General features: G+C 62.5%; 20 protein-coding genes. 12 read left to right on the top strand and 8 right to left on the bottom strand.

Annotated elements, in window-relative coordinates; translation table 11 throughout:
- The first annotated feature begins 198 nt into the window (after nucleotides 1-198).
- The 6 genes from JGZ97_RS14020 (at nucleotide 199) to JGZ97_RS14045 (ending at nucleotide 9,209) form a co-directional block, all read left to right on the top strand.
- Nucleotides 199-4,380, top strand: coding sequence for an EAL domain-containing protein (locus tag JGZ97_RS14020; protein WP_207063273.1), 4,182 nt, complete (start codon nucleotides 199-201; stop codon nucleotides 4,378-4,380).
- A 71-nt stretch (nucleotides 4,381-4,451) separates the two neighbouring features.
- The gene (ccmI, locus tag JGZ97_RS14025; RefSeq protein ID WP_207063274.1) at nucleotides 4,452-5,693 is read left to right on the top strand and encodes a c-type cytochrome biogenesis protein CcmI; all 1,242 of its coding nucleotides are present in this window, start codon (nucleotides 4,452-4,454) and stop codon (nucleotides 5,691-5,693) included.
- A 42-nt stretch (nucleotides 5,694-5,735) separates the two neighbouring features.
- Nucleotides 5,736-6,209 carry a cytochrome c maturation protein CcmE gene (gene ccmE, locus JGZ97_RS14030; RefSeq protein WP_207063275.1) on the top strand — a complete coding sequence of 158 codons (474 nt, stop codon included), beginning with the start codon at nucleotides 5,736-5,738 and terminating at the stop codon, nucleotides 6,207-6,209.
- 3 nt (nucleotides 6,210-6,212) lie between these two features.
- Nucleotides 6,213-8,174: a heme lyase CcmF/NrfE family subunit gene (locus JGZ97_RS14035; protein ID WP_207063276.1), complete on the top strand. Its 1,962-nt coding sequence runs from the start codon at nucleotides 6,213-6,215 to the stop codon at nucleotides 8,172-8,174.
- Between the two features lie 14 nt (nucleotides 8,175-8,188).
- The gene (locus JGZ97_RS14040) at nucleotides 8,189-8,728 is read left to right on the top strand and encodes a DsbE family thiol:disulfide interchange protein (RefSeq protein ID WP_207063277.1); all 540 of its coding nucleotides are present in this window, start codon (nucleotides 8,189-8,191) and stop codon (nucleotides 8,726-8,728) included.
- Between the two features lie 19 nt (nucleotides 8,729-8,747).
- Nucleotides 8,748-9,209, top strand: a complete 462-nt coding sequence (locus JGZ97_RS14045; RefSeq protein WP_242521781.1) for a CopD family protein — start codon at nucleotides 8,748-8,750, stop codon at nucleotides 9,207-9,209.
- A gap of 61 nt (nucleotides 9,210-9,270) precedes the next feature.
- Here the strand turns inward: JGZ97_RS14045 and JGZ97_RS14050 are convergent, their stop codons facing one another.
- Together JGZ97_RS14050 and JGZ97_RS14055 are read right to left on the bottom strand one after the other, a co-directional pair.
- A complete protein-coding gene (locus JGZ97_RS14050) occupies nucleotides 9,271-10,386 on the bottom strand; it encodes a pentapeptide repeat-containing protein (protein ID WP_207063278.1) in 1,116 nt (371 codons plus the stop codon).
- Nucleotides 10,387-10,457: 71 nt separating this feature from the next.
- Complete coding sequence (locus JGZ97_RS14055) at nucleotides 10,458-11,339, bottom strand: hypothetical protein (protein ID WP_207063279.1); 882 nt, start codon at nucleotides 11,337-11,339, stop codon at nucleotides 10,458-10,460.
- Between the two features lie 222 nt (nucleotides 11,340-11,561).
- On the opposite strand from JGZ97_RS14055, the gene JGZ97_RS14060 reads away from it, so the two are divergent.
- Nucleotides 11,562-12,344, top strand: a complete 783-nt coding sequence (locus JGZ97_RS14060) for a type IV pili methyl-accepting chemotaxis transducer N-terminal domain-containing protein (RefSeq protein ID WP_207063280.1) — start codon at nucleotides 11,562-11,564, stop codon at nucleotides 12,342-12,344.
- Here the strand turns inward: JGZ97_RS14060 and JGZ97_RS14065 are convergent.
- A complete protein-coding gene (locus JGZ97_RS14065) occupies nucleotides 12,314-13,876 on the bottom strand; it encodes a bifunctional aminoglycoside phosphotransferase/ATP-binding protein (RefSeq protein ID WP_207063281.1) in 1,563 nt (520 codons plus the stop codon). The two genes, JGZ97_RS14060 and JGZ97_RS14065, sit on opposite strands and share 31 nt — an antisense overlap.
- Nucleotides 13,877-13,918: 42 nt before the next feature.
- On the opposite strand from JGZ97_RS14065, the gene mrcB reads away from it, so the two are divergent.
- Both mrcB and JGZ97_RS14075 read left to right on the top strand, forming a co-directional pair.
- Nucleotides 13,919-16,258, top strand: coding sequence for a penicillin-binding protein 1B (gene mrcB, locus JGZ97_RS14070; RefSeq protein WP_207063282.1), 2,340 nt, complete (start codon nucleotides 13,919-13,921; stop codon nucleotides 16,256-16,258).
- A gap of 1 nt (nucleotide 16,259) precedes the next feature.
- The gene (locus JGZ97_RS14075; RefSeq protein ID WP_207063283.1) at nucleotides 16,260-16,784 is read left to right on the top strand and encodes a tetratricopeptide repeat protein; all 525 of its coding nucleotides are present in this window, start codon (nucleotides 16,260-16,262) and stop codon (nucleotides 16,782-16,784) included.
- Nucleotides 16,785-16,854: 70 nt separating this feature from the next.
- Here the strand turns inward: JGZ97_RS14075 and hemL are convergent, their stop codons facing one another.
- The 3 genes from hemL to JGZ97_RS14090 form a co-directional block, all read right to left on the bottom strand.
- The gene (hemL, locus tag JGZ97_RS14080; protein WP_207063284.1) at nucleotides 16,855-18,135 is read right to left on the bottom strand and encodes a glutamate-1-semialdehyde 2,1-aminomutase; all 1,281 of its coding nucleotides are present in this window, start codon (nucleotides 18,133-18,135) and stop codon (nucleotides 16,855-16,857) included.
- A gap of 86 nt (nucleotides 18,136-18,221) precedes the next feature.
- Nucleotides 18,222-18,887 carry a thiamine phosphate synthase gene (gene thiE, locus JGZ97_RS14085; protein WP_207063285.1) on the bottom strand — a complete coding sequence of 222 codons (666 nt, stop codon included), beginning with the start codon at nucleotides 18,885-18,887 and terminating at the stop codon, nucleotides 18,222-18,224.
- On the bottom strand, nucleotides 18,884-20,608 hold the full coding sequence (locus JGZ97_RS14090) for a chloride channel protein (RefSeq protein WP_207063286.1): 1,725 nt from the start codon (nucleotides 20,606-20,608) through the stop codon (nucleotides 18,884-18,886). Before JGZ97_RS14090 ends, thiE begins: the two co-directional genes overlap by 4 nt.
- Nucleotides 20,609-20,722: 114 nt before the next feature.
- On the opposite strand from JGZ97_RS14090, the gene argC reads away from it, so the two are divergent.
- Together argC and erpA are read left to right on the top strand one after the other, a co-directional pair.
- Nucleotides 20,723-21,754 (top strand): N-acetyl-gamma-glutamyl-phosphate reductase, encoded by a 1,032-nt coding sequence (argC, locus tag JGZ97_RS14095; protein WP_207063296.1) that lies wholly within the window; start codon nucleotides 20,723-20,725, stop codon nucleotides 21,752-21,754.
- A 122-nt stretch (nucleotides 21,755-21,876) separates the two neighbouring features.
- Nucleotides 21,877-22,230 carry an iron-sulfur cluster insertion protein ErpA gene (erpA, locus tag JGZ97_RS14100; protein ID WP_207063287.1) on the top strand — a complete coding sequence of 118 codons (354 nt, stop codon included), beginning with the start codon at nucleotides 21,877-21,879 and terminating at the stop codon, nucleotides 22,228-22,230.
- A 91-nt stretch (nucleotides 22,231-22,321) separates the two neighbouring features.
- On the opposite strand, the gene JGZ97_RS14105 is transcribed toward erpA, so the two are convergent.
- Together JGZ97_RS14105 and JGZ97_RS14110 are read right to left on the bottom strand one after the other, a co-directional pair.
- Nucleotides 22,322-23,437 carry an anhydro-N-acetylmuramic acid kinase gene (locus JGZ97_RS14105; protein WP_207063288.1) on the bottom strand — a complete coding sequence of 372 codons (1,116 nt, stop codon included), beginning with the start codon at nucleotides 23,435-23,437 and terminating at the stop codon, nucleotides 22,322-22,324.
- A 1-nt stretch (nucleotide 23,438) separates the two neighbouring features.
- Nucleotides 23,439-24,863: an OapA family protein gene (locus tag JGZ97_RS14110; RefSeq protein ID WP_370584072.1), complete on the bottom strand. Its 1,425-nt coding sequence runs from the start codon at nucleotides 24,861-24,863 to the stop codon at nucleotides 23,439-23,441.
- A gap of 155 nt (nucleotides 24,864-25,018) precedes the next feature.
- Here JGZ97_RS14110 and tyrS point away from each other — a divergent pair, with 155 nt between their 5' ends.
- Nucleotides 25,019-26,317 carry a tyrosine--tRNA ligase gene (gene tyrS / locus JGZ97_RS14115; protein ID WP_207063290.1) on the top strand — a complete coding sequence of 433 codons (1,299 nt, stop codon included), beginning with the start codon at nucleotides 25,019-25,021 and terminating at the stop codon, nucleotides 26,315-26,317.
- Nucleotides 26,318-26,748: the final 431 nt, after the last annotated feature.

The following is a 26,748-nucleotide window of genomic DNA, read 5'->3' on the forward strand; positions in this document are numbered from 1 at the left end:
CGCTGCATCTACCTCTCTCTTACCTCCCGATTGCTTGCTTTTCCGTCGAGGCCGTTCGGTCTTGGTCATGCGCTGACGTCAAGAATCAGGACAAGGCGTTTTTTTTAGCCGTTATATTGAATAGAATGGCTTTTTCGCGTTGCTGGCGCGTTTTTTGCGCGCATCAGTCCGCTTTTCCTTCAGGGTGCCCCTGCCTCTATGCGATATCGCCTGCTGCCTTTCATCTGCGCCGCGCTTACTGCTCTGCTGGTGGGAGCTGCGGTCTGGTGGTTGGACCGGGTCGAGGTTGAGCAGTTAGAGGAGCGCCGCCGCCATGAACTGGTGCGGGAGTTGAGCACGGTTCGCTCGCAGTTGGAGGCGGGACTCTACCGGCGGCTCACCCTGGTACAGGGACTGGCCGCTTTCGCACAGACCTTCATCCAGGCGAACAGGCCGTTCAGCCAGGAGGAGTTTCAAAATTACGCCCGGGCGCTGGAAGGGCAGATCAGCGGGATCCGCAGCCTGCAACTGCAACCGGGCGCCGTGGTGGAGTACGTCTACCCGCTCAAGGGCAACGAGGCGATTGTCGGCCATGATCTGCTGGCCGACCCTGCACGCCGCGACGCGGTTGCCCGGGCGATTCGCGAGCGCCGTTACGTCCTGGCGGGACCCGTCTCGTTGATTCAGGGCGGCACCGCCCTGATCGGGCGCCTGCCCATCTACCACCTGGAAGCGGGGCAGGAGAAATTCTGGGGCTTTGCCGCCATCCTGCTCGACGTGGACCCGCTTTACCGGCAGGCCGGACTGTTCGACCGGCAACGGGACCAAGTCATCTACGCCCTGCGGGGGGGGGATGGCACCGGGGCCGCGGGGGAGGTCTTTTACGGTCCGCCCTCTCTGTTCGAAGCGGATGCGGTCACCACGACGGTGAGTTTGCCCAGCGGCAGTTGGCAAATGGCCGCCACCTGGGCGGATGATGCGGGCGGCCTCAGCGCCCAGCGCTGGTGGGAGCGCGCCATGGGGGTTTTCTTTGCCCTGCTCTGTAGCGCCCTGGTGTGGGGTCTGCTCCGTTCACCCGCGCGGCTCAAGCACAACGTGGTGGCGCGTACTCGGGAATATGAAGAGATCGTCAGCGATCTGAGCCAGGAAAAAGCTTTGGTCAATGCCTTGCTCGACAGTGTCCCGGACCTGATCTTCTGCAAGGACCTCGAGGGGCGTTACCTGAGCTGTAACGCCGCCTTCGAGCGTTATATCGGGTTGCCCCGGGAGCAGATCCGCGGTGAGCGGGACGAGAAGTTCTTTCTCCACGACATGCCCGCTCACTTCCACGAGCCCGAAGCCCTTGAAACGCTGCCTGCCGAGGGGCGCCGTGCCGAGGAGTGGGTCACCTTCTCCGATGGGCGCACCGCGCTGCTCGATACCCTTAAAGTGCCCTTTTATGACGCGGAAGGCCATGCCCGCGGCATTATCGGCATCAGCCGGGACAGTACCGAGCGCAAGTGGATCGAGCAGGCGCTGGAGAAAAGCGAAAAGAAGTACCGGGAGCTGATCGACGGCCTTGACGAGGTGCTTTACCGGGTTGATCTCAACAACTACAGCTATGACTTTATCAGCCGTTCGGCGGAACGGGTGTTCGGCCACTCGGCTGAGCGTTTCCTCACCGCACCGGAGTTTGTGCATACCATTATTCACCCAGAGTCCCGGACTGCCTTTGGCGACTACTGGGCGGCCCTGTGCCAGGGCACCATGCCGCTGACCTTTGAATACTCCATTGTCGACGGGCAGGGTAAGCAGCGCTGGCTGCTGCAATCGGCCAAGCTGGTGCGTGATGGGCAAGGGGCGCCGCTCGCCGTTGAGGGGATCTGCCGTGACATTACCGAAAGCCGGCGCACGGAACGGGCGCTCAGCCGCATCTCCCAGGGTGTGGCGGGGGCCCTTGGCACCCAGTTTTTCGCCACCCTGGTGGAGGATCTGGCGGATACCCTGGAGCTTGATTGCGCCTTCGTCGCCCAGGTGGATGGCTCAAGGTTGCAGGTGCTGGCGGCCTCGCCGGGCTGCCAGGAGGGAGAGGGGCGAAGCTATGAACTGGTGCCCGGCTCGCCCTGTCAGCAGACGCTGGAGGCAGGGGCGTTCAGGGTGCTGGAAGGGTTGGCCGAGGATCAAACAGCCTGTCCCCTGGCGCGGGCCATCAAGGCCGACAGCTACTTGGGCACGCGCCTGCTGGACTCCGAGGGCCGGGTGGTCGGCGTGCTCGCCGTGCTGGACCGAGGGCCGGTCAAGGAGCCGGGACTGGTCGGCTCGCTGCTGGATATATTTGCCCTGCGGGCCGCCGCCGAGCTGGAGCGCATGGCAAAAGATACCTGGCTGCGCAAGCTCTCCTGCGCCGTGGAGCAGGGCCCGACCGCGGTGGCGATCACCGATGTCGAGGGCGTCATCGAGTATGTGAATGACAGCTTTGTGCAGATGACCGGCTACCCGCGTGACGAGCTGTTGGGGCAGAACCCGCGGATGCTGAAATCCGGCAAGCAGAGCGAGGCGTTTTACACCGAGCTCTGGGCAACCATCACCCGCGGGCGTAACTGGCGCGGCGAGTTGCAGAACCGGCACAAGGATGGCTCGCTTTACTGGGCGGCCTCGGCGATCTACCCCCTGGTGGTCGAAGGTGAGACGCCCAGTAACTTCGTGCTGCTCAGTGAGGCGATCACCGAGCAGAAAGCGAAGGATGCGCGGTTGAAGGTGGCCTCCAAGGTGTTTGAAGTCACCAATGAGGCGATCGTGGTCACCAACGCGGACAATCGAATCGAGATGGTCAACCCCGCGTTTACCCGCATCTCGGGCTATAGCGCCGAGGAGGTGATGGGGAAGGATCCGGGTCTGCTGAGCTCCGGCCATCACGATGACGAGTTTTATCGCGCCATGGCCGAGCGCCTTGAGCGCTGCAATGCCTGGGAGGGGGAGATCTGGAACCGCCGCAAGAACGGCGAAATCTACCCCCAGTGGCTCTCCATTGTGCGGGTGCTGGATGATGTCGGGGATGTCGAACAGTACGTGGCCGTCTTCAGTGACATCTCCAAGCACAAGGAGGCGGAAGGGCTGATCTACCAGCAGGCCAACTATGACAACCTGACCGGCCTGCCCAACCGCTTTCTGACGTCCGACCGGCTCGGTGCCGAATTGAGCCGGGCTGACCGGCTGCGGATGGAGGTGGCGGTGCTTCACGTGGGCCTGGACCGCTTCAAGTGGGTTAACGACACCTACGGCCACGATGCCGGCGATGAGCTGCTCAAGGAGAGTGCCCGGCGTCTGGTCGAAGCGCTGGGGGAATCGGCGACCGTGGCTCGCCTCAACGGCGACGAATTTCTCGTGGTCCTGCCCGAAATTCGCTCCAGCCATGATGCTGAAAGTGCGGCGATGGCCATCGCCCGCTGCCTTGCGCAGCCCTTCGTACTGCAGCGGGGGAAGGCCTACCTGAGCGGCAGCACGGGGATCGCGCTCTACCCGCTGGATGCAGAAACGGTTGCCGAGCTGCTGCACCATGCCGATAGCGCCATGTGGCGGGCCAAGGAAGCCGGTGGTCAGACCTACCGTTTCTTTACCAATGAAATGAACGAGGAAGCGCAGGCCCGGGCCGCGCTGGAGATCGATTTGCGGCAGGCGCTGCAAAACCGGCAGCTGGAGCTTTACTACCAGCCGCTGGTGAGTCTGCAGGAGCGCCGGGTCACCGGCGCCGAAGCCCTGGTGCGCTGGCACCACCCGACGCAGGGGGAGATTGCTCCGAGCCGCTTTATCCCCCTGGCCGAAGAGACCGGGCTGATCATTGAAATCGGTCAGTGGGTGCTGCAGGAAGTGTGCGAGCAGATCAACCGCTGGCAGGACCCGGCAACCGGGGAGCTGCGGGTGGCGGTAAATATGTCGCCCAAGCAGTGCTTTGTCGAAGGGGGCGTGGAGCGAATCCGCGAGGTGATCGAGGAAACCGGGGTGGATACGGATCGCCTGGTGATCGAAATTACCGAGACCATGCTGATCGAGGATGATCACTCCCTCTCGGCCCTGCGCCAGCTGAGGGCGATGGGGCTGCGCCTTTCCATGGACGATTTTGGCACCGGCTACTCGTCGCTCAGCTACCTTAAACACTTCCCCATCGATATCCTGAAAATCGACCGGGCGTTTATTCAGGACCTGCCCGGCGACAAGGGCGATGCCGCGCTGGTGGAGGCGATTGTGGCCATGGCCCGCAGTCTGGAGCTGGAGGTGGTGGCCGAAGGGGTGGAAACCGATGAGCAGAAAGCCTTCCTCGGCCAGCTCAGTTGCAACTACCTGCAGGGCTTCTATTACAGCCGTCCGATGCCCGTTCCTGCTTTCGAAGATTTCGTTAACCGGTATAATGCCGAGTCAAATTAAACTTTTATTGACCACTGCGGTCGGAAGGGCGGACTTCGTTCGTTTCGAACGCCGACTCACACTGAATTAGGATGGATATGGTTCTCTTCTGGTCTCTGGCGGCCCTTATACTGGCGCTATCTCTGGTGTTCTTTTGGTGGCCTCTCAAGACCGGCCGGGGTGAACGGATTGAGGATGTCGATCGCAATAAGCTCAATGTGCAGATCTTCAAGGATCGGGTGGGCGAGCTCGAAGAAGAGCTGAAACAGGGCAACCTCAGCCAGGAGAACTTTGAGGAGCTGAAGGCGGAGCTGGAAAAGAACCTGCTCGAAGAGGTCGAAGAGACGGGGACCCAGGGGCACCGGGCCAACACCCGCGGCCTCTCCATCGTGCTCAGTATCGCGGTGCCCGCGTTGGCGCTGGTGCTCTATCTGCAGTGGGGGGCCAGCGATCGTCTGGCCATGCCGCCCCAGCAGCAGGCGGCGCACCCGAACAGCCAGCACAGTGCCGGGGGCATGGAGGAGCAGATCGCCGCCCTCAAGGCCAGGCTCGAGCAGAACCCCAATAACTCCCAGGGCTGGTTTACCCTCGGCCGGACCTACCTCACCCTGCAACGCTACCAGGAAGCCTACGACGCCTTCGGCAAAGTGGGTGAGATCGTGGGCGAAGCGGCAGAAATTCTCAGCCAGCAGGCCCAGGCCCTCTATTTTCTGAACAACCGCCAGTTTACCCCCCAGGTGGAGGGGATCGTCCGTCGCGCCCTGGAACTGGATCCGGAAGACCCGGCCACCCTGGGGCTGCTGGGAATTTACGCCTATGAACGGGGTCAATACCAAGAGGCCATCGAGTACTGGCAGCGAGTGATCAGGGGCCAGCGCCCCAATGCCAACATCGAGGGGCTCAAGTCCGCAGTGGAGCAGGCCCGGGCGCGCCTAGCCGAGCAGGGCATCGAATACACCGTCGAGGAGCCGGTTGCGGCGGCCGCGGCGGAGGTGAAAGTACTGGTGGAGCTGGATGCCAAACTGGCGGAACAGGTTTCCCCCGACACCACCGTATTTGTCTTCGCCCAGGCGGTGCAGGGGCCCCGCATGCCGCTGGCAGCGGCGCGCCTTCAGGTCAAGGACCTGCCTACCCTGGTGACCCTGGACGATTCCATGGCCATGGGCCCCATGGCCAAGCTCTCCTCCCAGGAGCGGGTGCAGATCCGTGCGACGGTGAGCCGCTCCGGCACCCCGGGCGCCAAGACCGGGGATCTGTCGGGAATGGTGGGACCGGTGCCTGTTAAAGGCGGCCAGGAAGTGGTCAAGGTGATGATCGATCAGGTGGTGCAGTAAAAGGCATCGGGCAAATTCTTAGCTTCGGCAAATGGACGCGTTATGACACCTAAACGTAAAAAACGGATGGCCTTCGTGCTGTCCATCGTGGTTGGGGTAAGCCTGGCAGTTGGCTTGTCCCTTTATGGCCTAAACCAGAATATCAACCTCTTCTTCTCGCCGACCCAGATCGCCGCCGGCGAGGCCCCGGTGGGTCAGCGTATCCGTGCCGGAGGTATGGTGGTCGACGGCAGCGTACAGCGGGATCCCCAGAGCCTGAAGGTCAGCTTCGGGCTGACCGATTACGCCGAGACCGTGACCGTGAGCTACGACGGAATTCTGCCCGACCTGTTTCGTGAAGGTCAGGGGATCGTCGCCCAGGGGGTGATGAACGACAGCGGCATTTTCGTCGCCTCGGAGGTGCTGGCCAAGCACGACGAGAACTACATGCCGCCTGAAGTCCAGGAAGCGCTGGAGGCCGCCGGCAAGACGGTGGTGAACGCTGACGACGCCGGCAAAACCCAGTCCGGAGGCTGATCAATGATCCCCGAGTTCGGTACCCTGGCGCTGACCCTGGCGCTTTGTATTTCCATCGCCCTGGCGGCGGTACCCCTTTACGGCGCCTCGACCGCCAACGTGACCCTGATGAACTACGCCCGGCCCCTGGCGACCGGGGTGTTTGTATTCCTGAGTCTTTCGTTTGCCTGCCTCTTTTACGCCTTTGCCACCGACGATTTTTCGGTGGTGTACGTAGCCAACCACTCCAATACGGCCCTGCCCATGGCATTTAAGATCAGTGCGGTCTGGGGCGGGCACGAGGGTTCCTTGCTGCTGTGGCTCTGGATTTTGGGGGCCTGGACCTTTGCCGTGAGCGTTCTTAGCCGCAACCTGCCGCTGGATGTACTGGCGCGGGTGCTGGCGGTGCTAGGTGTCGTCCTGGTGGGCTTCTCGCTGTTCGTGCTGATGACCTCCAGCCCCTTCCAGCGCTACCTGCCTGACTTTCCGCCTGAAGGGGCCGACCTGAACCCGCTGCTGCAGGACCCGGGGCTGATCATCCACCCGCCCATGCTCTACATGGGTTACGTGGGCTTCTCCGTGGCCTTCGCTTTTGCCATCGCGGCCCTGCTGAGCGGTCGCCTTGATGCAGCCTGGGCGCGCTGGTCGCGCCCCTGGACCAACGTGGCCTGGGTCTTCCTGACCCTGGGTATCGCGCTGGGCAGCTGGTGGGCCTACTATGAGCTGGGCTGGGGCGGCTGGTGGTTCTGGGACCCGGTGGAAAACGCCTCCTTCATGCCCTGGCTGGTGGGCACGGCGCTGGTTCACTCCCTGGCCGTGACCGAGAAGCGCGGCGTATTCAAGAGCTGGACCCTGCTGCTGGCAATCTCCGCTTTTTCCCTGAGTCTGCTCGGTACCTTCCTGGTGCGCTCCGGGGTGCTCACCTCGGTGCATGCCTTTGCCACCGACCCGGCGCGGGGCTTCTTTGTACTGATGTTGCTGGCGATCACCGTGGGCGGCTCCCTGCTGCTCTACGCTCTGAAGGCGCCCAGCGTGCGTAGCGAGTCCAGCTTCACCCTGGTTTCCCGGGAGAGCTTCCTGCTGATCAACAACATCATCCTCACGGTGGTCGCGGTGACGGTCCTGCTGGGGACCCTCTACCCGCTGCTGATCGATGCCCTGGGGGGCGGCAAGCTCTCGGTGGGCCCGCCCTATTTCAACGCCTTCTTTGTGCCGCTGATGTCGTTGCTGACCATCTTTTTGGGCATCGGCATGGTCGCGCGGTGGAAGAATACCTCCGGTGCTTTCCTCGCTAAGAACCTGGTGGCCATTGCAGTACTCAGCCTGGTTGCCGGCGTGGTCGTCACCTTCCTCTACGGCAACGGCCTGGAGTGGGGGTCGGTGCTGGGTGTGAGCCTGATGGCCTGGGTGCTCCTGGTCTGCCTGAAGGACATCCACAACAAAGTGGGCCACAAGCAGGACAAGTGGGCGGCTCTCAAGGGGTTGACCCGCAGCTACTATGGCATGACCCTGGCCCACCTGGGGGTCGGCATCACCATCGTCGGTATCACCATGGTCTCGCTCTATAACGAGGAGCGAGACCTGCGTATGGGACCGGGGGACACCGTATCCATGGGCGGCTACGAGTTTACCTTCCACGGAACCGAAGACGTGGTGGGACCGAATTACCGCTCGGAGATGGGCCGTATCGAGGTGACCCGCGATGGCCGCCCTTACATGACCTTGTCTCCGGAAAAGCGCGTCTATAACGCCTCGCGCCAGACCATGACCGAGGCGGCGATTGACCCCGGTCTGTTCAGAGATGTTTACCTTGCTCTGGGTGAGCCCCTCGGTGACGGGGCCTGGGCTGTGCGGGTCCAGGTTAAACCGTTCGTACGCTGGATCTGGCTGGGGGCCATCTTTATGTCCCTCGGGGGAATTCTGGCCGCCATGGACAAGCGCTACCGCAAAGGGGTGCGCAAGGGCGCCCAGGCGCTGGCTCGCTAGGAGAGTAGAGATCGATGAATAAACGCCGTCTGTTGTTGTTTGTACCGCTGCTGATCGCGCTGTTGCTGGGTTTTTTCCTGTGGAAGGGACTCTACCTGGACCCCAAGAAGTTGCCCTCGGCGCTGATCGACAAGCCTTTCCCTGAGTTCGCTCTGCCGGCGCTTGCGGATGCGGGGCAGACCCTCACCGTCGCCGATGTCACCGGGGAAGTGGCGCTGGTCAATGTCTGGGCCACCTGGTGTCCCGCCTGCCGGGTGGAGCATCCGCAGCTGGTGAATATCGCCCGCCGCGAGGGAATTCCTATTTATGGCATCAACTACAAGGATGACCGGGCCCAGGCAGAAATCTGGCTGCGCCAGTTGGGTAACCCTTACGTTTTCAACATTTTCGATAAAGAGGGGCGTCTCGGTTTGGATCTCGGTGTCTACGGCGCGCCCGAGACCTACATCATCGACGCCAAGGGCGTCATCCGTTACCGCCATGCCGGTCCCGTGGACATGGCTATCTGGAAAAAGATGCGCGCACTGATCGAACAGATCCGTGCCGAAGCCTGATTCAGGTGGGTGAAGCTAAATGCTGATGCCCGTTGCCATCGCGCTGCATAACCTGGCGGCCGTCATCTGGGTTGGCGGGATGCTGATGATGCTGTGGGTGGTTCGCCCGGCTGCCGCCGAGCTGCTGGAGCCGCCCCTGCGCGGCCCCTTCCTCTGCCTGACCCTGCAGCGGTTTTTCCCCTGGGTATGGCTGGCCGTCGGCGTGCAGTTGGTGAGCGGTTACTGGATGCTGTTTGCGGTCTTCGGCGGCATGGGGGCGGCAGGGCTGCACGTGCACATCATGCAGCTGCTGGGGCTCGCCATGATGGTGGTCTTTTCCTGGGTCTTCTTCGCGCCCTTTCAGCGGCTCAAAGCCGCTGTCGCTTCGGGCGAAGCGGCGCAAGCCGGCGCCTGCCTGCAGCGCATTCGCTTCTGGGTGCGTATCAATGCTTCCCTGGGTGTCGCGGTGGTGTTGATCGCGACCGGCGGACGTTACCTTTAACCGCAGATTTCGCTCAATCGCGAGGCTTCTCGGGTCCGAGACTTTGGGGGCTCTAGGCTAACTAAGCGTCGTTGTGACCCAGGGCCAAGGGCTTGTCGCCGGGGGGAGCGTTGGCGCTGCAGCGCCCGAGAGAGGGGGATTGGCAGGAGGTCCCATCGATCCAGACCGCGCCTTCGAGCTGGGCGTCGCCCAGGGCGGTGCCTTTCATCTTGGCGTTGCTTAGCTGCGCTTCACGCAGGTCCACACCGGTCAGGTCCGCGGCGGACAAATCCGCGTCGATCAGCACTGCACCTTTCAGCAGGGTCGATTTCACCACGTGATTGGCGGCCAGGTCCGCGCCGCTGAGGTTGGCCCCGCTGAGGTTGCTCTTGCGCAGGTCCACCCAGCGCAGGACGGTTTCACGCAGATCGCTTCCGGTCAGGCTGCTCAAACTGAGGTTGGTGGCGGTGAACACCGACTGCGACAGGTTGGCGCCTGAAAGGTTGGCCTGGCTCAGGTTGGCCCACTTCACCTGGGTGCGCTGCAGTTGTGCGCCCCGCAGGTCGGCTCGTCGCAAATCGACCGAGGAGAGGTTGCTCCAGCTCAAGTCGGCACCAGATAAGTTGGCCTCGGTGAGGGTGGCTTTAAACAGGTTGGCCCCCCGCAGGTTGGCCCCCTTCAGGTTACTGCTATCCAGCTGCGCGCCGCTCAGGTTGGCGTCACCCAGTGTTGCCCGCTGGAGGTTGACGGCCTTAAGGTTGGCCTCGTTAAGCCGGGCGTAGGTGAACTCCGCGTCGCTGAGGTTGGCCGATTGGAGGTTGCTGTTGGCGAATGAGCTGCGACCCAGGCGAGCGTTGGCCATGTTGGCGCGGCTCAAGTTGCTGTTGCGCACGCTCGCGCCGGTGAGGTCGCTCCAGCGCATGTCGGCGTCGGTGAGCCGCGCCCGGTTGAGCTTGGTTTCGACAAGCTTGGCGCCGGTCAGGTTGCTGCCGCTCAAGTCCGCACCCTCAAGGTTGGCCCCGTTCAAATTGCTCATCGCCAGATTGGCGCCCGAGAGATCGGCGCCCTCAAGGTCTTTTTGGCGAAGGTCGCACTCAAACCAATCCACCCCCGGTCCTGGCGCATCTTCGCAGGCGCTGTAGGCAGGGGAGGCAAGCAGGGCGGAGAGTGTCAGGGTGACAACGGCAGGGCTTTTCATGAGCGTACGGTTCGGTGGTGGAAATTGCCGAACAGCATATCAAAGGGCAAAGGCGCGAGCGGCGACCTGGATCAAGAAAGCGGCAATCCGAGCAGTCTCAGGACCTGGGTGAGCTTCTTGGACGCTTCGTTCAGCTGCTCCAGGGCCTGGGGATAGTCGGCCCTTCCTGCCAGCGTCTGGGCCTGGTCGAAATAGGCGGCGCTTTCGTCCAGGGAGGGACGGGTCCACTGGTATTTGGCGGGTAGTTCCCCGCTGGGACTCAGTAACTTGAACAGCTTCTGCAACCCCTTGTAGCGCTCAAGTTCGTACAGGTACTCCTGCTCCGGTGTGTCGAAGTCCTGGGAGTATACGATGGTGGTGCCGCCCTTGAGCGCCGAAACCGCGGTGATGGTCAGCATGTAGGCTTCGTTGAGCAGCTCATTGGCCTGCCCGTAATTGCCGTGGTCGGCCAGATGGGAGGCCAGTTGCAACAGGTTATCGAGGCGTTCGCCATCCAGGGGGTTGTCATCCTCGCTTTTGACCATGGCCCGCTGGACGTAAAGCCGGAAGGACTCAATGCTCACGGACAACTCTTTGAAGCGGGTCTGCTGGGCTTCGCCCTTGTCCGTGGGATCGGCTACGTTACCGGCGGCAGACGAATAAAACTGCATCGCCTGGTTGATCTTTTCCCGCGCGGCGTCCAGCTGGCCGGCCTCCAGCGCCTGCTGGGCGACCCGCAACTGGTCACGGGCGTGGTTGAGGCGTTCGCGGGCGAGGTCGTTGGCGCCTTGCTCGATGCGCTGGGTGCTGGCCGAGTGCTCGAGCATGTGCTGCAAAAGCGCGTATTTTTGTTGCAGCAGGGCCTGGCTGGTGGCTGCCGGCTTTTCAGGCGCCGCCTGCAGGGCCTTGGCCTGGAGGCTAAAAAGAATCAACACTCCGACAAAAAGCACGAGCGCAGAGGAGCTTCTATTCATGAACGGACCCTGGTCTCTGCCTGCGGCGAAAGATGACTGACGATGGGCTGTAAAGTGACAAATGTCGCCTCGATGGACACTATAGTGTGTTCGCGAATATTCTGTAAATAGATGGGGTTATTATCAGTTAGTCTAGTCTCGTTTTCTTCTCTTGCGATATCACTACAATGAGCGCAGTAGGAGAGCCATTGGGCAACGGTGAAGGTGACAGAGGGCAATTGGGTGATTAAGAAACTGTTGGGTTTGTGCCTCCTCTTGGGTCTGGTGACGGGCGAAGTTTCGGCCGATTCTGACTACGGGCTTAGCGAAGCGATCAACGAGGCCGGGCGCCAGCGGATGCTCACCCAGCGCATACTCAAGGCCTATACGCAGTTAGGGCTGGGGCTGCAGCCTGATCGCTCGGAGCGCGAGCTGACCCATGCGCTTGAGCTCTATGCTTCCCAGCTGGAGCGCTTGCAGCAATTTGACCAGGACCCCGAATTGAGCGAGCGCCTGCGTCGAATCGAGAGTCTCTGGGAAGACTTCAGCGAGGCTGCGCAGCTCGGTGTCAGCCGTGAGCAGGCAAGGGGGCTGCTTTCGCTCGGTGATGACCTGCTTTATGAAAATCATAAACTGGTGTTGCTGCTCCAGGACCGGGCGGCAGAACCGGCGGCCAAGCTGATCAACGTGGCCGGGCGCCAGCGCATGCTTTCCCAGCGCCTCGCGCTTTATTACCTGCTGAATAGCTGGGGCATCGACAGCGCCAGTATGCAGAGCCGTATACTGCAGGCCCGCAATGAATTTGCCGGTGCTCTGGATTACCTTGGCGGCCATCCCCTCAACAATCTTGAGATTGCCCGGCAGTTGTCGAAGATCGAGACCGAGTGGGCCTGGTTCAACGGCGCGCTGGGGCAAAGCGCAGAGCAGCGCTTTGACTTGGTGGTGCTCGATGCCAGCGAGCAGTTACTGGAGTCTCTGGAGTTCTTGACCGCGCTTTACGAGCTGGAAGCCTCGCCGCCGCTTTGAGGGCCCGTCTGGGCGGAGCCCAGGCGATGCTCTACCCAGGCTACCCGGGCCGCGTCCCCCGTATTCACCGCCCATGCCAAGTGTTGTTCCGCTGCGCGCAAGGGCTCGGCCTGCTGCATCTGCATGCGTCGTACAGAGGGGGTTGCGTCTGAAGGGTCGCGGTTCTGAAGCTGGCGCGCCTGAATGCGGGCGTCCAGCACGGCCTCGCTGGCCCGGCAGCAGAGCAGCTGGGCCGGCAGATCCAGCTCCTCGGCCAGCTGCAAAAACGGACGGCGCTGCGCGTGTTTGAGGAAGGTGGCGTCGACAATCACCGCTCGGCCCGCCTGCAGCAGCATACGCGCCAGCTCAAGTAAGCGTGTGTAGGTGCGACGTGTGCTGTCAGCGCTATAAAGCCCGCCGGGTGCGTCGCCGCAGAGGCGTTTGCGTTCCACATCCGAGCGCAGGCGTACGAAACCCAGGGGACTGTGCTCCAGCAGGCGGCTGGAAAGCCAGCTTTTGCCGCTGCCGGATACACCGTGCATCAGCACCAGTCGTGGGGGCCGGGGGGCGGCGTACATCGCTGCCAAGGCGGCGTAGCGCCGGTAGATTTCCAGGCGCGCCGAATCTTGCTCGTGGGCTTCAAGCAGCGCAACCTTGGCGCGCACCATTGCCCGGTAGGCTTTGAAAAGTGGTAGTAGGGGCATGCCGCTGAAGTCACCGGTGATCTGTAGGTATGCATCCAGTAGCTGCTGGGCCAGGGCGCCTTCGTCCCGGTGCTCCAGGTCCATCAACAGGAAAGCCAGGTCGTTGAGGCAGTCGACCCAGCGCAAGGCGGGGTTGAACTCCAGGCAGTCAAAAGGGCAGAGCCGCTCATCTATGCGGGCGATGTTGCCCAGGTGTAAATCGCCGTGACCCTCGCGAACGCGCCTCTGAACGCGGCGCTCAAGGATCAGCGGGGTGAAATCCGCCAGCTGCTTTTCGCTCCACTGCCGCAGCTCCTGAAGCTGTTGGCGGAGGGGAGCCGCCTTGGCCGGTAGCCGGGCGTCTGCCGTTTCAAAGTTGCCTTGGACAGCCGCCGCCAGAGCCTCGGGTCCACCGTAGGCGCTATGCGGTGATGCCGCCGGCGCGCGCTGGTGAAAACGGGCCAGCTGGGCGGCGAGGTCTTTAATGTCGGTGTGACTCAGGCGCCCCTGTTCCTGCTGCCGGGAAAGCAGATCCTTCTGCCTGAACCGCCGCATTTGCACCGCGTATTCCAGAACCGGGCCGTCGGCGTTGATTACCGGCTGCTGCAAACAGCCGTTCAGGGTGACCAGCCCCAGGTAGAGGTCGGGGGAGAGGCGTCGGTTCAGGCGCAGCTCTTCCTCGCAGTCGAAGCGCCGCTTCTCTAGGCTGGTGAAATCGAGGAAGCCGAAGTTCACCGGCTTGCGGATCTTGTAGGCATAGTCGCCGGCCAGCAGCACCCAGGAGATGTGGGTTTCGATGATTTTGACGTGGTCGACGGGGTGCGGATAGGGGGCGGGTGAGCTGAGTGCGTCGATCAAGCTGCTGGCCATAGGGTGCTCCCAATCCCGGGTCAATGTGATTATACTCGCGCCATGGCAAAAAAGAGTCCGCCGGCCCGCCGCAGTAAACCCCGTAAAAAAGCCCCTTCAAGCCGCCCGCTACGTTGGTGGCCGCTGCTGCTCAAGCTCGGTTTGGTGGTATCCGTGGCCCTGATCGCGGGTCTGGTATACCTGGATGCGACCATTCGCTCCCAGTTCGAGGGCAAACGCTGGGCGTTGCCCGCCAAAGTCTATGCCCGCCCCTTGGAAATCTACCAGGATCGCCCCCTCAATGCCCGGGACCTGCGCCTGGAACTGGATCAACTGGGCTATCGCTTCGTCTCCTACCCCCGCCGTCCGGGGGAGGCTTCCATCAACGGCGACCGGGTAGTGCTGCAGACCCGGGGTTTTCGCTTTCCGGACGGGGAGGAGCCTTCCCGCCGTTTGGAGCTGAGGTTCGCCGGCTCAACGGTCAGTAGCCTGCGCGAGGAATCCGGCGCTCCCCTGGCCCTGGTGCGCCTGGAGCCGGTGGTGATCGGGGGAATTTACCCGGCCGACAACGAGGACCGGGAACTGGTCCAGCTCGAAGAGGTGCCTCCCGCGCTGGTGCAGGCGCTGATCGCGGTGGAGGATCGTGACTTTTACCGTCACCCCGGCATTTCTTTAAAAGGTATCGCCCGCGCGGTGTGGAGCAATCTGCGCGCCGGCCAGGTGGTCCAGGGGGGTAGCACCCTGACCCAGCAGCTGGTGAAGAACTACTTTCTCACCAGTGAGCGCAGCCTGATACGCAAGCTGATCGAGGCGCCCATGGCGTTGCTGCTGGAGCTGCACTACGACAAGGACGAAATCCTCGAAGCCTACCTCAACGAGGTCTACCTGGGGCAGGCCGGCGCCCGCGCGATTCACGGTTTCGGACTGGCGAGCCAGTACTATTTCGGCCGGCCCCTGCGTGACCTGCGACTGGATCAGCTCAGCTTGCTGGCGGGGCTGGTCAAGGGGCCCTCCTACCTTGATCCGCGGCGTCATCCAGAACGGGCGCTGGCGCGGCGTAACCTGGTGATCAGCCTGCTCGAGCAGCAGGGGGTGGTCGATGCGGGCGCCGCCAGCTGGGCCCGCAGGCGCCCCCTGGACGTGGTGGAAAAGACCCGGGTGGCCAAGGGTAACTTCCCGGCGTACCTGGACCTGGTCAAGCGGCGGCTGCGTGAAGAGTACCGCCAGGAGGACCTCGCCTCAGAAGGGCTGCAGATCTTCACCAGCATGGACCCGGTGGTGCAGCGCAAGGCTGAGCAGAGCCTGGTGGGGGTGATTGAGCGCCTGGAACGAAGTCACGGAAAGTCGGTGGCGGAGCTGGAGGGAGCCCTGGTGGTGGGCAACAGCCAGAGCGGTGAGGTGGTCGCCGTGGTGGGCGGCCGCGACCCGCGCTTCAAGGGGTTCAACCGTGCCCTGGACGCGGTGCGCCCGATCGGCTCGCTGGTCAAGCCCGCGGTTTACCTCGCTGCCCTGGAGCAGCCCAAGCGCTACACCCTGGCGACGCCCCTGGATGACGATCCCGTGGAGGTGGCGAACCCCGACGGCAGCTTGTGGCAGCCGCAGAACTTTGATCATCAGAGCCACGGGGCGGTGCCCCTGCACCGGGCCCTGGCGCTCTCGTACAACCAGGCCACGGCCCGTTTGGGTATGACGCTGGGGATGGATCGAGTGATCGACGTGTTGCAGCGCCTGGGTGTCGATAAGGAGATTCCCCCTTATCCCGCCACTCTGCTGGGTGCGCTCAGCCTGAGCCCGATGGAGGTGATGCAGCTTTACCAGACGCTCGCTGCCAATGGCTTTGAGACCCCTCTGCGCGTCATCCGCTCGGTACTGACAGCCGAGGGCGAACTCCTCTCCAGCTATCACTTTGAACTAGAGCAGCAGTTTGACCCGGCGAGCATGCACCTTTTGCATTATGCCTTGCAGGAGACGGTGCGCGAGGGCACGGCCCGCGCCCTTTATGGCCGTTTCCCGGACTCGCTCAACATGGCCGGCAAAACCGGCACCACCAACGACCAGCGGGACAGCTGGTTCGCCGGCTTTACCGGCGACTACTTGGCGGTAGCCTGGCTGGGAGAGGATGACAACCGGCCGACGCCCCTGACCGGTAGCAGCGGTGCGCTCAAGGTTTGGGCGGAGTTGATGGCCTCGCTCGGGCCGCGTTCGTACCGCGCGGTGATCCCCGAGGGGGTCAGCTACCATTGGGTGGATGAGGCCCGTGGCGCCCTGACCGCCGAGCGCTGCCCCAACGCCCGCCTGATGCCCTTCATTGAGGGGACGGCGCCTGAAGCTTACGTGGGGTGCGGCGGGCTGACCGAGCTGAGAAAGCCGCTGAACTGGTTTAATCGAATATTTGGAGACTAGGATGGTCCGTTCCCTGGTATGCCTGACCCTTGCCGGACTGCTGGCGGCCTGCGCAACGACCTCGCCGCCTACCGTACCTGTGGAAGAGCGGGGCTTGCCCCAGGGGGCGCCGCCGGCACCGGTGGTGCCCGATGAGCCCCGGTTGCCGCCGGAGCCTGCCGGGGAAATGGCGCCCGCGCCGGGGTATCCGGTGACACCCGTGCCGGCGCCCAAGCCCTTACCCTTGCCGGAGCCGCTGCCGCGCACGCCGTCCGATTCCCAGCCCAGCGGTGCCCTGCTGGCGCTGCTGGAGCAGGCCGAGGCGCGCCACCAGGCGGGGCAACCCCAGCAGGCCCTGGCGCTGCTGGAGCGGGCGCAGCGGATCGCGCCCCGCGAGCCGCTGGTCTACCTGCAGCTGGCGCGGTTGCGGCTGGATCTGGGGGATCGGGTCCGGGCCCAGCAGCTCGCCCGCAAGGGGCTGGCGCTGAGTGCAGACCCCAATATGCGCGAAGCCTTCAGGGTACTCTTGCGCCAGAGCTCACCTTGAGCTGCATTTCTGAAGAGCATAAAAAAAACCGCGGCTGTGACCGCGGTTTTTTTTCGCCTCAGAGGCGGGATCAGAGGGTGGCAAAGACCGCCTTCGCCGCCTCCAGGGTGAAGTCGATATCCTCGTCGCGATGGGCCGCGGACATAAAACCCGCCTCGAAGCTTGCGGGGGCCAGGTAGACGCCGGCCTCCAGCATGCCGTGGAAGAAGCGGTTGAAGCGCTCGTTGTCGCAGGCCATGACCTGTTGGTAATTGCTCACTGTGGGTTCATCGGTGAAGAATCCGCCGAACATCGTGCCCACGTGGTTGGTGGTGAAGGGAATGCCGGCTTCGCGGGCGATTTCGCGCAGGCCGAGCGCCAGGCGTTCGGTCTTTGCAAACAGCGGGGCATAGAAATCGGGCTGGGTGATCGCTTCCAGCTGGGCGAGGCCCGCCGCCATGGCGATCGGGTTGCCCGACAGGGTGCCGGCCTGGTAGACGGGGCCGAGGGGGGCGATCTGCTCCATCACCTCGCGGCGGCCACCGAAGGCGCCCACCGGCATACCGCCGCCGATGACCTTGCCCAGGGTGGTCAGGTCGCCCTGAACGCCGTAGTGGCCCTGGGCGCCTTGGACGCCAAGGCGGAATCCGGTCATGACCTCGTCGATGATCAGCAGCGCGCCGCTCTGGTCGCAAACTTCGCGCAGGGTTTCGAGAAAGCCCGGCGCCGGCGGAATGCAGTTCATGTTGCCGGCCACCGGCTCGACGATCACGCAGGCCACCTCGTCGCCGATCTCGGCGAAGCGCTGCCTGACCCCTTCGCTGTCGTTATAGGTCAGGGTCACGGTATGTTCGGCCAGGCTGGCGGGTACGCCCGGTGAGCTGGGTACGCCGAAGGTGAGGGCGCCGGAGCCGGCCTTGACCAGCAGCGAATCGGAGTGACCGTGGTAGCAGCCCTCGAATTTGACGATTTTGTCCCGTCCGGTGAAACCCCGGGCCAGGCGAATGGCGCTCATGGTCGCTTCGGTGCCGGAGTTGACCATGCGCACCATGTCCATGTGGGGCAGCAGTTCGCAGATCTTGTCCGCCAGCACGGTCTCGATTTCGGTGGGCGCGCCAAAGCTCAGCCCGCGCTCGAGCTTGGCTTTGACGGCCTCGGTGATCGAGGGGTGACTGTGGCCGAGCAGCATCGGGCCCCAGGAGAGCACGTAATCAACGTAACGCTTGCCGTCGGCATCGAAGAGATAGGGGCCCTCGGCCCGATCGATGAAGATGGGGGTGCCGCCAACCGCCTTGAAGGCGCGTACGGGCGAGTTGACGCCACCTGGAATATGACGTTTGGCTTGCTCAAACAGGGTTTCGGAACGGGTCATAGATCTTCCTGATACTGGTTGTTCTGAACGTAAGGTTGCTTAAGGCCGCAGGCCCGGCGGCCCGGGGGGCCGGCAGGGGCAGGGGATCAGCGGGGCGGTGTTGGCGCGGGTTCGGGTGGTTGCCGGTTGCTGGCAAACAGGCGCTGGAACGCCCGGGCCCTTTGCTCCACGTCGTCGCTGGCAAAGAGGCTGTGAATTGCCGCCACCATGGAAGCCCCCTGTTCGATGACCTGGGTGGCATTATCCACGCTAATTCCGCCGATGGCTACCACGGGGACCTGCAGGGCGCGGCGCGCCTCGGCGAGCAGTTCCAGGGGGGCGGGGCTCGCCCCGGGCTTGGTGGCGGAGGGAAAGAAGGCACCGAAGGCCACGTAATCGGCCCCTGCGCGCTGGGCTGCCAGCGCCAGGTTGAGGTCAGCGTGGCAGGTGACGCCGATGATGGCGCTCAGCCCCAAGGTCTGGCGGGCGGCCCCCGGATCGCCATCGCCCTGGCCCAGATGCACCCCCTGTGCGCCGCTGGCCCGGGCGAGCTCTACGTCATCGTTGATCAGCAGGGGGCGCCCATAGTCTGCGCAGAGCCGGGCCAGGGCTCGGCTCTGCGCTAGGCGGCGCTGCCGGTCGTCGCTTTTATCCCGGTACTGGATGACTCGGGCTCCGCCGCGAAGGGCGGCGGCAACGGCACTGAAAAGCTGCTCCCCTGGTAGCAGCTGACTGTCGGTGATGGCGTAGAGGCCGCGCAGAGGATGGCTCATGAATAGTTCCGCTGTCTAAGGAAGTGCTCAATGTCTTCACGCAGCAGAAGCCCCTGGGACTTTCCACGGTGGTCGCGCACCCAGGCGGCGTCGACGTTCGCCTCGTCGAGGCTGCGCAGCGCTTCGGCCAGGGTGGCGTGGAGGCTGAGCAGGGCCAGGTCCCGTCGCTGGGCCGGAATGGCCATCAGGTCCAGTTCCGGGGTCTCCTGTTCCTGGTGCAGGAACGCCTGGAGGTCCATGGAGCTCATGGCGGCGACCGTCTGGCCCTCGTCTTCCACCAGTATCCAGTCGCTGCCGTGGCTGAGCAGTTGCCAAGCGGCGCTCTGGGTCACAAGGCGCGGGTGGCGGATAAAGCCGGTGTGCATCACTTCGCTCACGGCGGCCCGGTCCAGGGCCTGATCCATGGGCGGGCGTCGCCAGTCCAGGTTACGCAGCAGCAGCAGGGCCTGAAAGATGGAGCCGTCGCGGCAGTAGTGGCGGTGCAAAATGGTCGCGGTGAGCACGGCAACCATGCCGGGAAACACTACGCTGGCATTGAGGGTCAGCTCGAGCAGGGCCAGCAACGCAGCCAGGGGCGCCTGCAACACCGCGCCCATCATGGCCGCCATGCCCAGCAGCGCATAAAATCCCGGGTCCGACACCGCCTGCGTGGTTGCCATGGCGCCAAGCTGTCCCATGGCCGCGCCTGCCGCCGCGCCGATAAAGAGGGCGGGTCCAATCAACCCCATGGGCATGCCCAGCCCAATGGCGACGGCCGTTACCAGCAGCTTGGCGGCAGCGAGGATCAGTAGCATTTCCAGCGAAAGGCCACCGTTCAGGATGAGGTTCACGGTATCGTAGCCGATGCCCATGATCTCTGGCACCCAGATGGCGGCAATGCCGGTGATCAGGCCAGCCAGTAGGAAGCGGAGGAAAATTCCCTGCTTGATGCGTTGTACGGTGCTGATCAGCAGGCGGTGAAAGACGATCGCCATCGCCCCCATGACGCCGCCGAGCAGGACGATAAAGGGAATCTCGGTCAGGGTCTGGATTTCGAGGCTGGGCAGGTTGAACGCGGCGTCCGCGCTGTAGGCGACCTGGGTCAGGAGGGTCGCGCAGACCGAGGCCACCAGTACCGGGATCAGGCCGGCTGCGCTGTACTCAAGGACCACTACCTCCATGGCAAAGATCACGCCGGCCATGGGGGTGTTAAAGGAGGCTGCGATGGCGGCGGCGGTCCCACAGCCAACCAGTGTGCGAATGCTGTTGTTGGGCAGCCGGAACCACTGCCCGAGAAGGCTTGAAATGGAGGCGCCCAAGTGCACAGCGGGTCCCTCACGACCGGCGGAGTGACCGCTGAGTAGGCTGATGACGCCTCCGGCAAACTGCGCCAGGAGGTTGGTCCAGGGCATATGACCCTGGTGGTAACTGAGGCGCTCGAGCACGTGGGGAATCCCGACCTTGCGCGTTTCCGTTGCCAGCCGGGACCAGACAATCGCCAGCAGCAGGCCGCCGCCGACGGGGAACAGCAGGCGTGCCAGGGGCGGAAGTGCTTCAAAATTTTCGGGCAGCCCTCCGGGAAGGGTAAAGGCCAGCGGCCAAGTGATCGCCCAACGAAAGCCCAGCACGACGAGGCCGGTGGTCAGCCCGGAAAGCACTCCCAGAAGAACCCACTGGGGAAGGGCATCGACCTGACCAAGACGCCGGCGAAAATAGGTAAGGCTGAAAGAGTCCATCCGCATGGGGTACAGTCGGGCCCTGATTGTTGGAAGGTGCTTATGCTGGCATAGTCGGGTTTAGATTTTGCTTGCGGCATCTTATTATAAGGGCTTTACAGATGGTAGTTAGAGGTGGACGTGATTAAGGTAGGTATTGTCGGCGGGACCGGGTACACCGGGGTAGAACTGTTGCGGCTGCTGGCCCGGCATCCGCAGGTCGAGGTCAGCGTCATCACCTCCCGTACCGAAGCCGGGATGAAGGTCGCGGACATTTACCCCAACCTGCGCGGGTATTACGACCTAGCCTTCAGTGAGCCGACTCTGGAATCCCTGAGCGCCTGCGATCTGGTCTTTTTTGCCACCCCCAATGGCGTGGCGATGAAACAGATGCGTGAGCTGCTTGAGCGGGGTGTGCGCGCCATCGACCTGGCGGCGGATTTTCGAATCAAGGACATCGACACCTGGTCGCAATGGTATGGCATGGAGCACGCCTGTGCCGACCTAGTGGAAGAGGCGGTCTATGGACTGCCGGAAATGAATCGCAGCGCCATCGCCAAGGCGCGGCTGGTGGCTAACCCCGGCTGTTATCCCACTGCGACCTTGCTGGGCTACCTGCCGTTGCTGGAAAAGGGGTTGATCAACCGGCGCCGCCTGATTGCTGACTGTAAGTCCGGCGCCAGCGGGGCGGGGCGGGGGGCCAATGTGGGAACCCTGCTGTGCGAAGCCGGTGAGAACTTCAAAGCCTACGGCGTCGCGGGGCATCGCCATCTGCCCGAAATCAAGCAAGGGCTTTCCGAGATCTCCGGCTACCCCGTGGGGTTGACCTTTATTCCGCACTTGGTGCCCATGATTCGCGGGATTCACGCGACGCTCTACGGGGTTCTCAACGATCCTCACGATGACCTGCAGGGGGTGTTTGAGACTCGATACGCCAACGAGCCTTTTGTGGATGTGATGCCGGCCGGCAGTATGCCCGAGACACGCAGCGTGAAAGGCGGCAATCAATGCCGCATTGCGGTTCACCGCCCCCAGAATGACGATACCGTGGTGGTGTTGTCGGTGATCGACAACTTGGTGAAAGGCGCTGCCGGTCAAGCCATACAGAATATGAATATCATGTTCGGTCTGGAAGAAGATTGCGGTCTTGAGGTGGTCGGGCTGATGCCCTGAGTCGTTTTGAGCGGGGCGATGGTGCCCTGGGAAAGTAAAAATACCCCGACCAATACTTGATTAAAATGGTTGGGTAATAGCATAATGTCAGCCAATTGTATTGGCATGCATCTGGAGGTTTCATGAATGCGGTGGTAGAACAAACCGCCAGCCCGCTCGTTTTTACCGACTCGGCGGCTGCCAAGGTGAAGAGCCTGATCGAGGAAGAGGAGAACGATAACCTCAAGCTCCGTGTTTTCGTGACCGGGGGAGGGTGCTCCGGGTTTTCCTATGGCTTCACCTTTGATGAGAACGCCGCGGAAGACGACACCACGGTGGTCAACGGCGGTGTCACCCTGGTGGTCGATCCGATGAGCTTCCAGTATCTGGCAGGCGCGGAAGTGGATTATAAAGAGGGGCTGCAGGGTTCGCAGTTTGTGATCAAGAACCCCAACGCTACCACCACCTGCGGGTGCGGCTCTTCCTTCTCCGTCTGAGTCGGGCGCGTCACCGGATAAACCTGTCCGGACAAAAAAGCCGCGGCATTGCCGCGGCTTTTTTTGTGCCTCGAAATCACAGTTGCTCGAATCAAGCGCAGTAAACGCCTCCCAGAATGCGCTCGCCCCGTGCGCCGGTGGCGCCGGGAAGATTGCCGGGCTTTTCTTCCAGTCGGCGCATCGCCAGCCAGGCAAATGCCATGGCTTCCATCCAGTCGACATCCAGCCCCAGTGCCGAGGTGAGTTCGACCTGGCAGCCGGGCAGCTGCTGGGCGATCTGTTTCACCAGCGCCCTGTTGTGAGCACCGCCGCCGCACAGGTAGATGTCCGGGCATTGCAGTGGCAGCTCCCTGATTGCTTGGCTGATTGAACAAGCTGTGAGCTGCAGCAGCGTGGCCTGAACATGCACCGGGTCAAGCTCTGGAAAGCCTGCCAGGTGGCGCTCCAGCCAACCCAGGTGAAAGCGTTCCCGCCCGGTGCTCTTGGGTGGAGGTTGGGCGAAGAAGGGGTCTTCAAGCAAGGTCTCCAGCAGTGCAGGGATGGCTTCGCCCTGGCAGGCCCACTGTCCGTCCCGGTCATAGGGTTGGTTGAGATGCCGTTGAGCCCAGGCATCCATCAACACGTTGCCGGGCCCGGTGTCGAAACCCAGCAGTTCCGCCCCGGGATGGCGGGGCAGGGCGGTCAGGTTGGCCATGCCGCCGATATTGACGATTACCCGGTCGAATTGCTCGGAGCGGCAGCAGTGGGCGTGAAAGGCGGGCACCAGGGGGGCACCCTGGCCGCCGGCGGCCATATCGCGGCGGCGGAAGTCGCACACCACCGTGAGGGTGGTCTGCTCGGCCAGCGTATTGGGATCACCTATCTGGAGGGTGAAGGGGGCGGGGGCGTCGGGGCGGTGGCGGATCGTTTGCCCGTGGCTGCCGATGGCGGCAACATGATCGGCACGCAGTCCGCTCTTTTCAAGCAGGTTTTTCACCGCGTGCGCCTGGACCCTGGAAAATTCGACATCAGCGGCGCCGAGCCGGTCAATTTCGCCGTCGCCGCTGGGTTGGGTCAGCTCCAGCAACGACTGCTTGAGTGCGGGGGGCAGCGGTTGATGGATGTGGGCGAGCAGTTCCGGCGGATTCGGCCCGACATCGACCAGGGCGGCATCGATACCGTCCAGACTGGTTCCCGACATCAGGCCGATATAGAGGCTGGAACTCATCTCATTGTGAAGCCAGTTGCGTCTGCGCCTGGGTTTCCAGCTGCGCCAGCAGATCCCGGGCGAGAGGTTCGAAGTTGGCACGCTCTTTCTTGGGGAGCGGGGCCGCCTTGGGCAGGTCAACCGTGAGCGGGTTGCGGTGTACACCGTTGACCCGGAACTCGTAGTGTAGGTGAGGGCCGGTGGAGTTGCCGGTGCTGCCCACGTAACCGATCAGCTGTCCCTGCCTGACGCGGCTGCCGCGGCGCAGACCCGGCTTGATGCGGCTCATGTGCGCGTAAAGGGTGCTGTAAGCCTGGCCGTGCTGAATAACCACGGTCTTGCCGTAACCGCCCTTGCGACCGGCGTGGATGACCTTGCCGTCCCCGGCACTCTTGATCGGCGTTCCTGTGGCGGCGGCATAGTCAACGCCGCGATGGGGTCGCCGGGTACCATGGATGGGGTGCAGGCGGTTGGGGTTGAAGCGGGAGCTGACGCGTGCGAAGTCGACAGGCGTACGCAGGAAGGCCTTGCGCATGCTGTCGCCCTCGGGCGTGTAGTAGTCGCTGCGGCCGTTGCTGTCGGTGTAGCGAATGGTCCGGAAGCGTTTGCCTTGGTTGGTGAACTCCGCTGCGAGGATTTCGCCGTCGCCGATCTTCTTACCGTCGAGGAAAAGCTCCTCGTAAATCAACGCGAAACTGTCTCCCTTGCGGATGTCGAGGGCGAAATCCACGTCCCAGCCGAACAGGGTGGCAAGTTCCATGATCTTGCCCTGGCTCAGGCCCGCCTCCTCGCCCGCCAGGAAAAGGGAGCTCTCGATGGTGCCGCTGCGGTAAATGGCGCGGGCCTCGGGCTGGCGCTCGACCTCTTCCAGCCGGTACTTGCCGTCTTCCTTGGTGACCAGGGTGCTGACCAGGGGGGATTTCTCATGACGCAATTTGCGCAGCTCGCCCTCTTCGATGACAAAATCGAGGAACTCGCCGGGCTTCAGCCGCCCCAAGGCCTTGGGGGACTCGATGCTGTTAAGCATGGGGTAGAGTTCATTGGCCCCCAGTCCTGCTTTCTTGAACAGGGTGGTCAGGTTGTCCCCGGCTCGGACTTCGATTCGCAGCCACTCTTCTTTCGCGGGCTCCGGGGTGGCCTCAACTGTGGCGGTCACCGGTGTGTGGGCCTCGGGAGTGACCACGCTATCCTCCGGCAAAGCGGGGGTCAGGGAGGCGAACGAACCGGCAGCAGCAGGTACTGTCTCGCCCGTTGAGGCGGGAGAGGGCTGCAAGGGTAGCTGCGGCGCTGAGCCCTCAGGCGCTTTTAGCTCCAGGGTAACTTGGGACTTGTTTGCCGCCACTTCCTGGGACGGCATCAGCAGGGCGACCCCCAGCGCGAGGGCGCCGGTGCCGGCTGCAATGAGGTGGACGCGGGGTAGTCGTTTGGATAACTCGATGACGTTCACAACTTTCAACCCGTTTAAAAATTAGACAATCGGTGGCGATTATAAGGAAATAGCAACCGGCCATCTATGACGCAGGTCGCTATTTGTTTAAAAACCGAGCTCTCGTTAGAATACCCGGCCTCTTTTTCCGCTACCCCAGTGTAAGGTAACAACTGATGACGGCGATGAACCCGCTTCTCCAGGATCTGCAAGCGCGCGGCCTGATCGCGCAGACCACCAATGAAGAAGAACTCAGCGAGCTGCTTTCCGCGGCGCCGGTTACCTTGTATTGCGGTTTCGATCCTACCGCCGACAGTCTTCATCTCGGCCACTTGGTCCCACTCTTGATGTTGAAACGCTTCCAGGATGCCGGACACCGTCCGATCGCACTGGTGGGCGGGGCTACCGGGCTTATCGGTGACCCCAGTTTCAAGGACCAGGAGCGCCAGCTCAACTCTGCCGAGGTGGTTTCGCAGTGGAGCGAGTGCCTGAAGAACCAGATCAGCCGCTTTATCGAATTCGGGGGTGAGGATGGCGCCATTCTCGCGAATAATTATGAGTGGACCTCCGGGGTCGATGTGCTGAGCTTCCTGCGGGATGTTGGCAAGCACTTTACGGTGAACAAGATGATTGCCAAGGAGTCGGTCAAGCAGCGGATTGATCGCGAAGGGGCCGGCATTTCATTTACTGAGTTTACCTACCAGATCCTGCAGTCCTACGACTATCAGCAGCTCAACCGGCTGTATGGCTGTGCGCTGCAAATCGGCGGCAGTGACCAGTGGGGTAACATTACCGGCGGTATCGACCTGACCCGGCGCATGAACGGTGCCCATGTGCATGCCATCACTCTGCCGCTGATCACTAAGTCGGACGGTACCAAGTTCGGTAAAACAGAGGGCGGAGCGATCTGGCTGGACCCCAAGAAGACCTCCCCTTACGCCTTTTACCAGTTCTGGTTGCAGACCCCGGATGCCGATGTGTATCGCTTCTTGCGCTACTTCACCTTCCTCTCAGTCGAGGAGATTGACGCCATTGAGCGCGAGGACGCTGAGCGTGCCGGTCGCCCTGAGGGGCAGCGGGTATTGGCCCGGGAAGCGACCCGCTTGGTCCACGGTGAAGAGGGTCTCTTGGCTGCCGAGCGCATCACCGAGGCGTTGTTCAGTGGTGATACCACCGCGCTGAGTGAGGGTGACTACCAGCAGCTCTGCCTGGATGGACTGCCGTCAACTCGGCTTAATCTGAGCGAGTTAAGCGAAACCCCGCTCACTACGCTGTTTACCGAAAGCGGCCTGGTTAAGGCCGGGCGCGAGGCCAAGGATGCCTTGGGGCGCAATGCGGTTGTTATCAACGGCCAGCCGGCCGGGATTGACCAGAACATGCAGACTGTCGAGGTGTTCGCACCGCAGAAAGCACGTTTTGACAAGTTCTTCCTGGTTAAGCTCGGTAAGAAAAAACACCATATCTTTACGCTCTGAGGCCGCTGCCCGCGCTATACTTTGAAGGTGGTGTGCGGGCTTTCTCAGCGGTAGTTAAAAATTTTTAACAAAGGTCGTTGACGGCAGCAAACGGGGCTGTAGAATACGCCCCCACGTTGTCGCTGAGGCGGCACACGAAGCCAGCCGGCAGACAAGTTTTCAAACAAATTTCTCTGCAAAACAAGTTGACTTCGAAATCGGTTGAGATAAAATCTCGGCCCCGCTTGAGGAAAGCGGAACGCTCTTTAACAAATCGACCATGCAATTCGTGTGGGCGCTTGCCGGGGTAGGTTGTAAAGACTTGTCGAAGCAAGTGACTCGTGAATTCATAGAACTATTCGTACTTACGAACAGTTAAGTATTCCAGTTTTTGCTTTGAGCTAGATTTTAGTCACTTTCGAGTGGCGACAAATTTAAACTGAAGAGTTTGA

Origin of the sequence: Motiliproteus sp. SC1-56 (assembly GCF_017309075.1) — a bacterium.
Taxonomy (GTDB): domain Bacteria; phylum Pseudomonadota; class Gammaproteobacteria; order Pseudomonadales; family Balneatricaceae; genus Motiliproteus.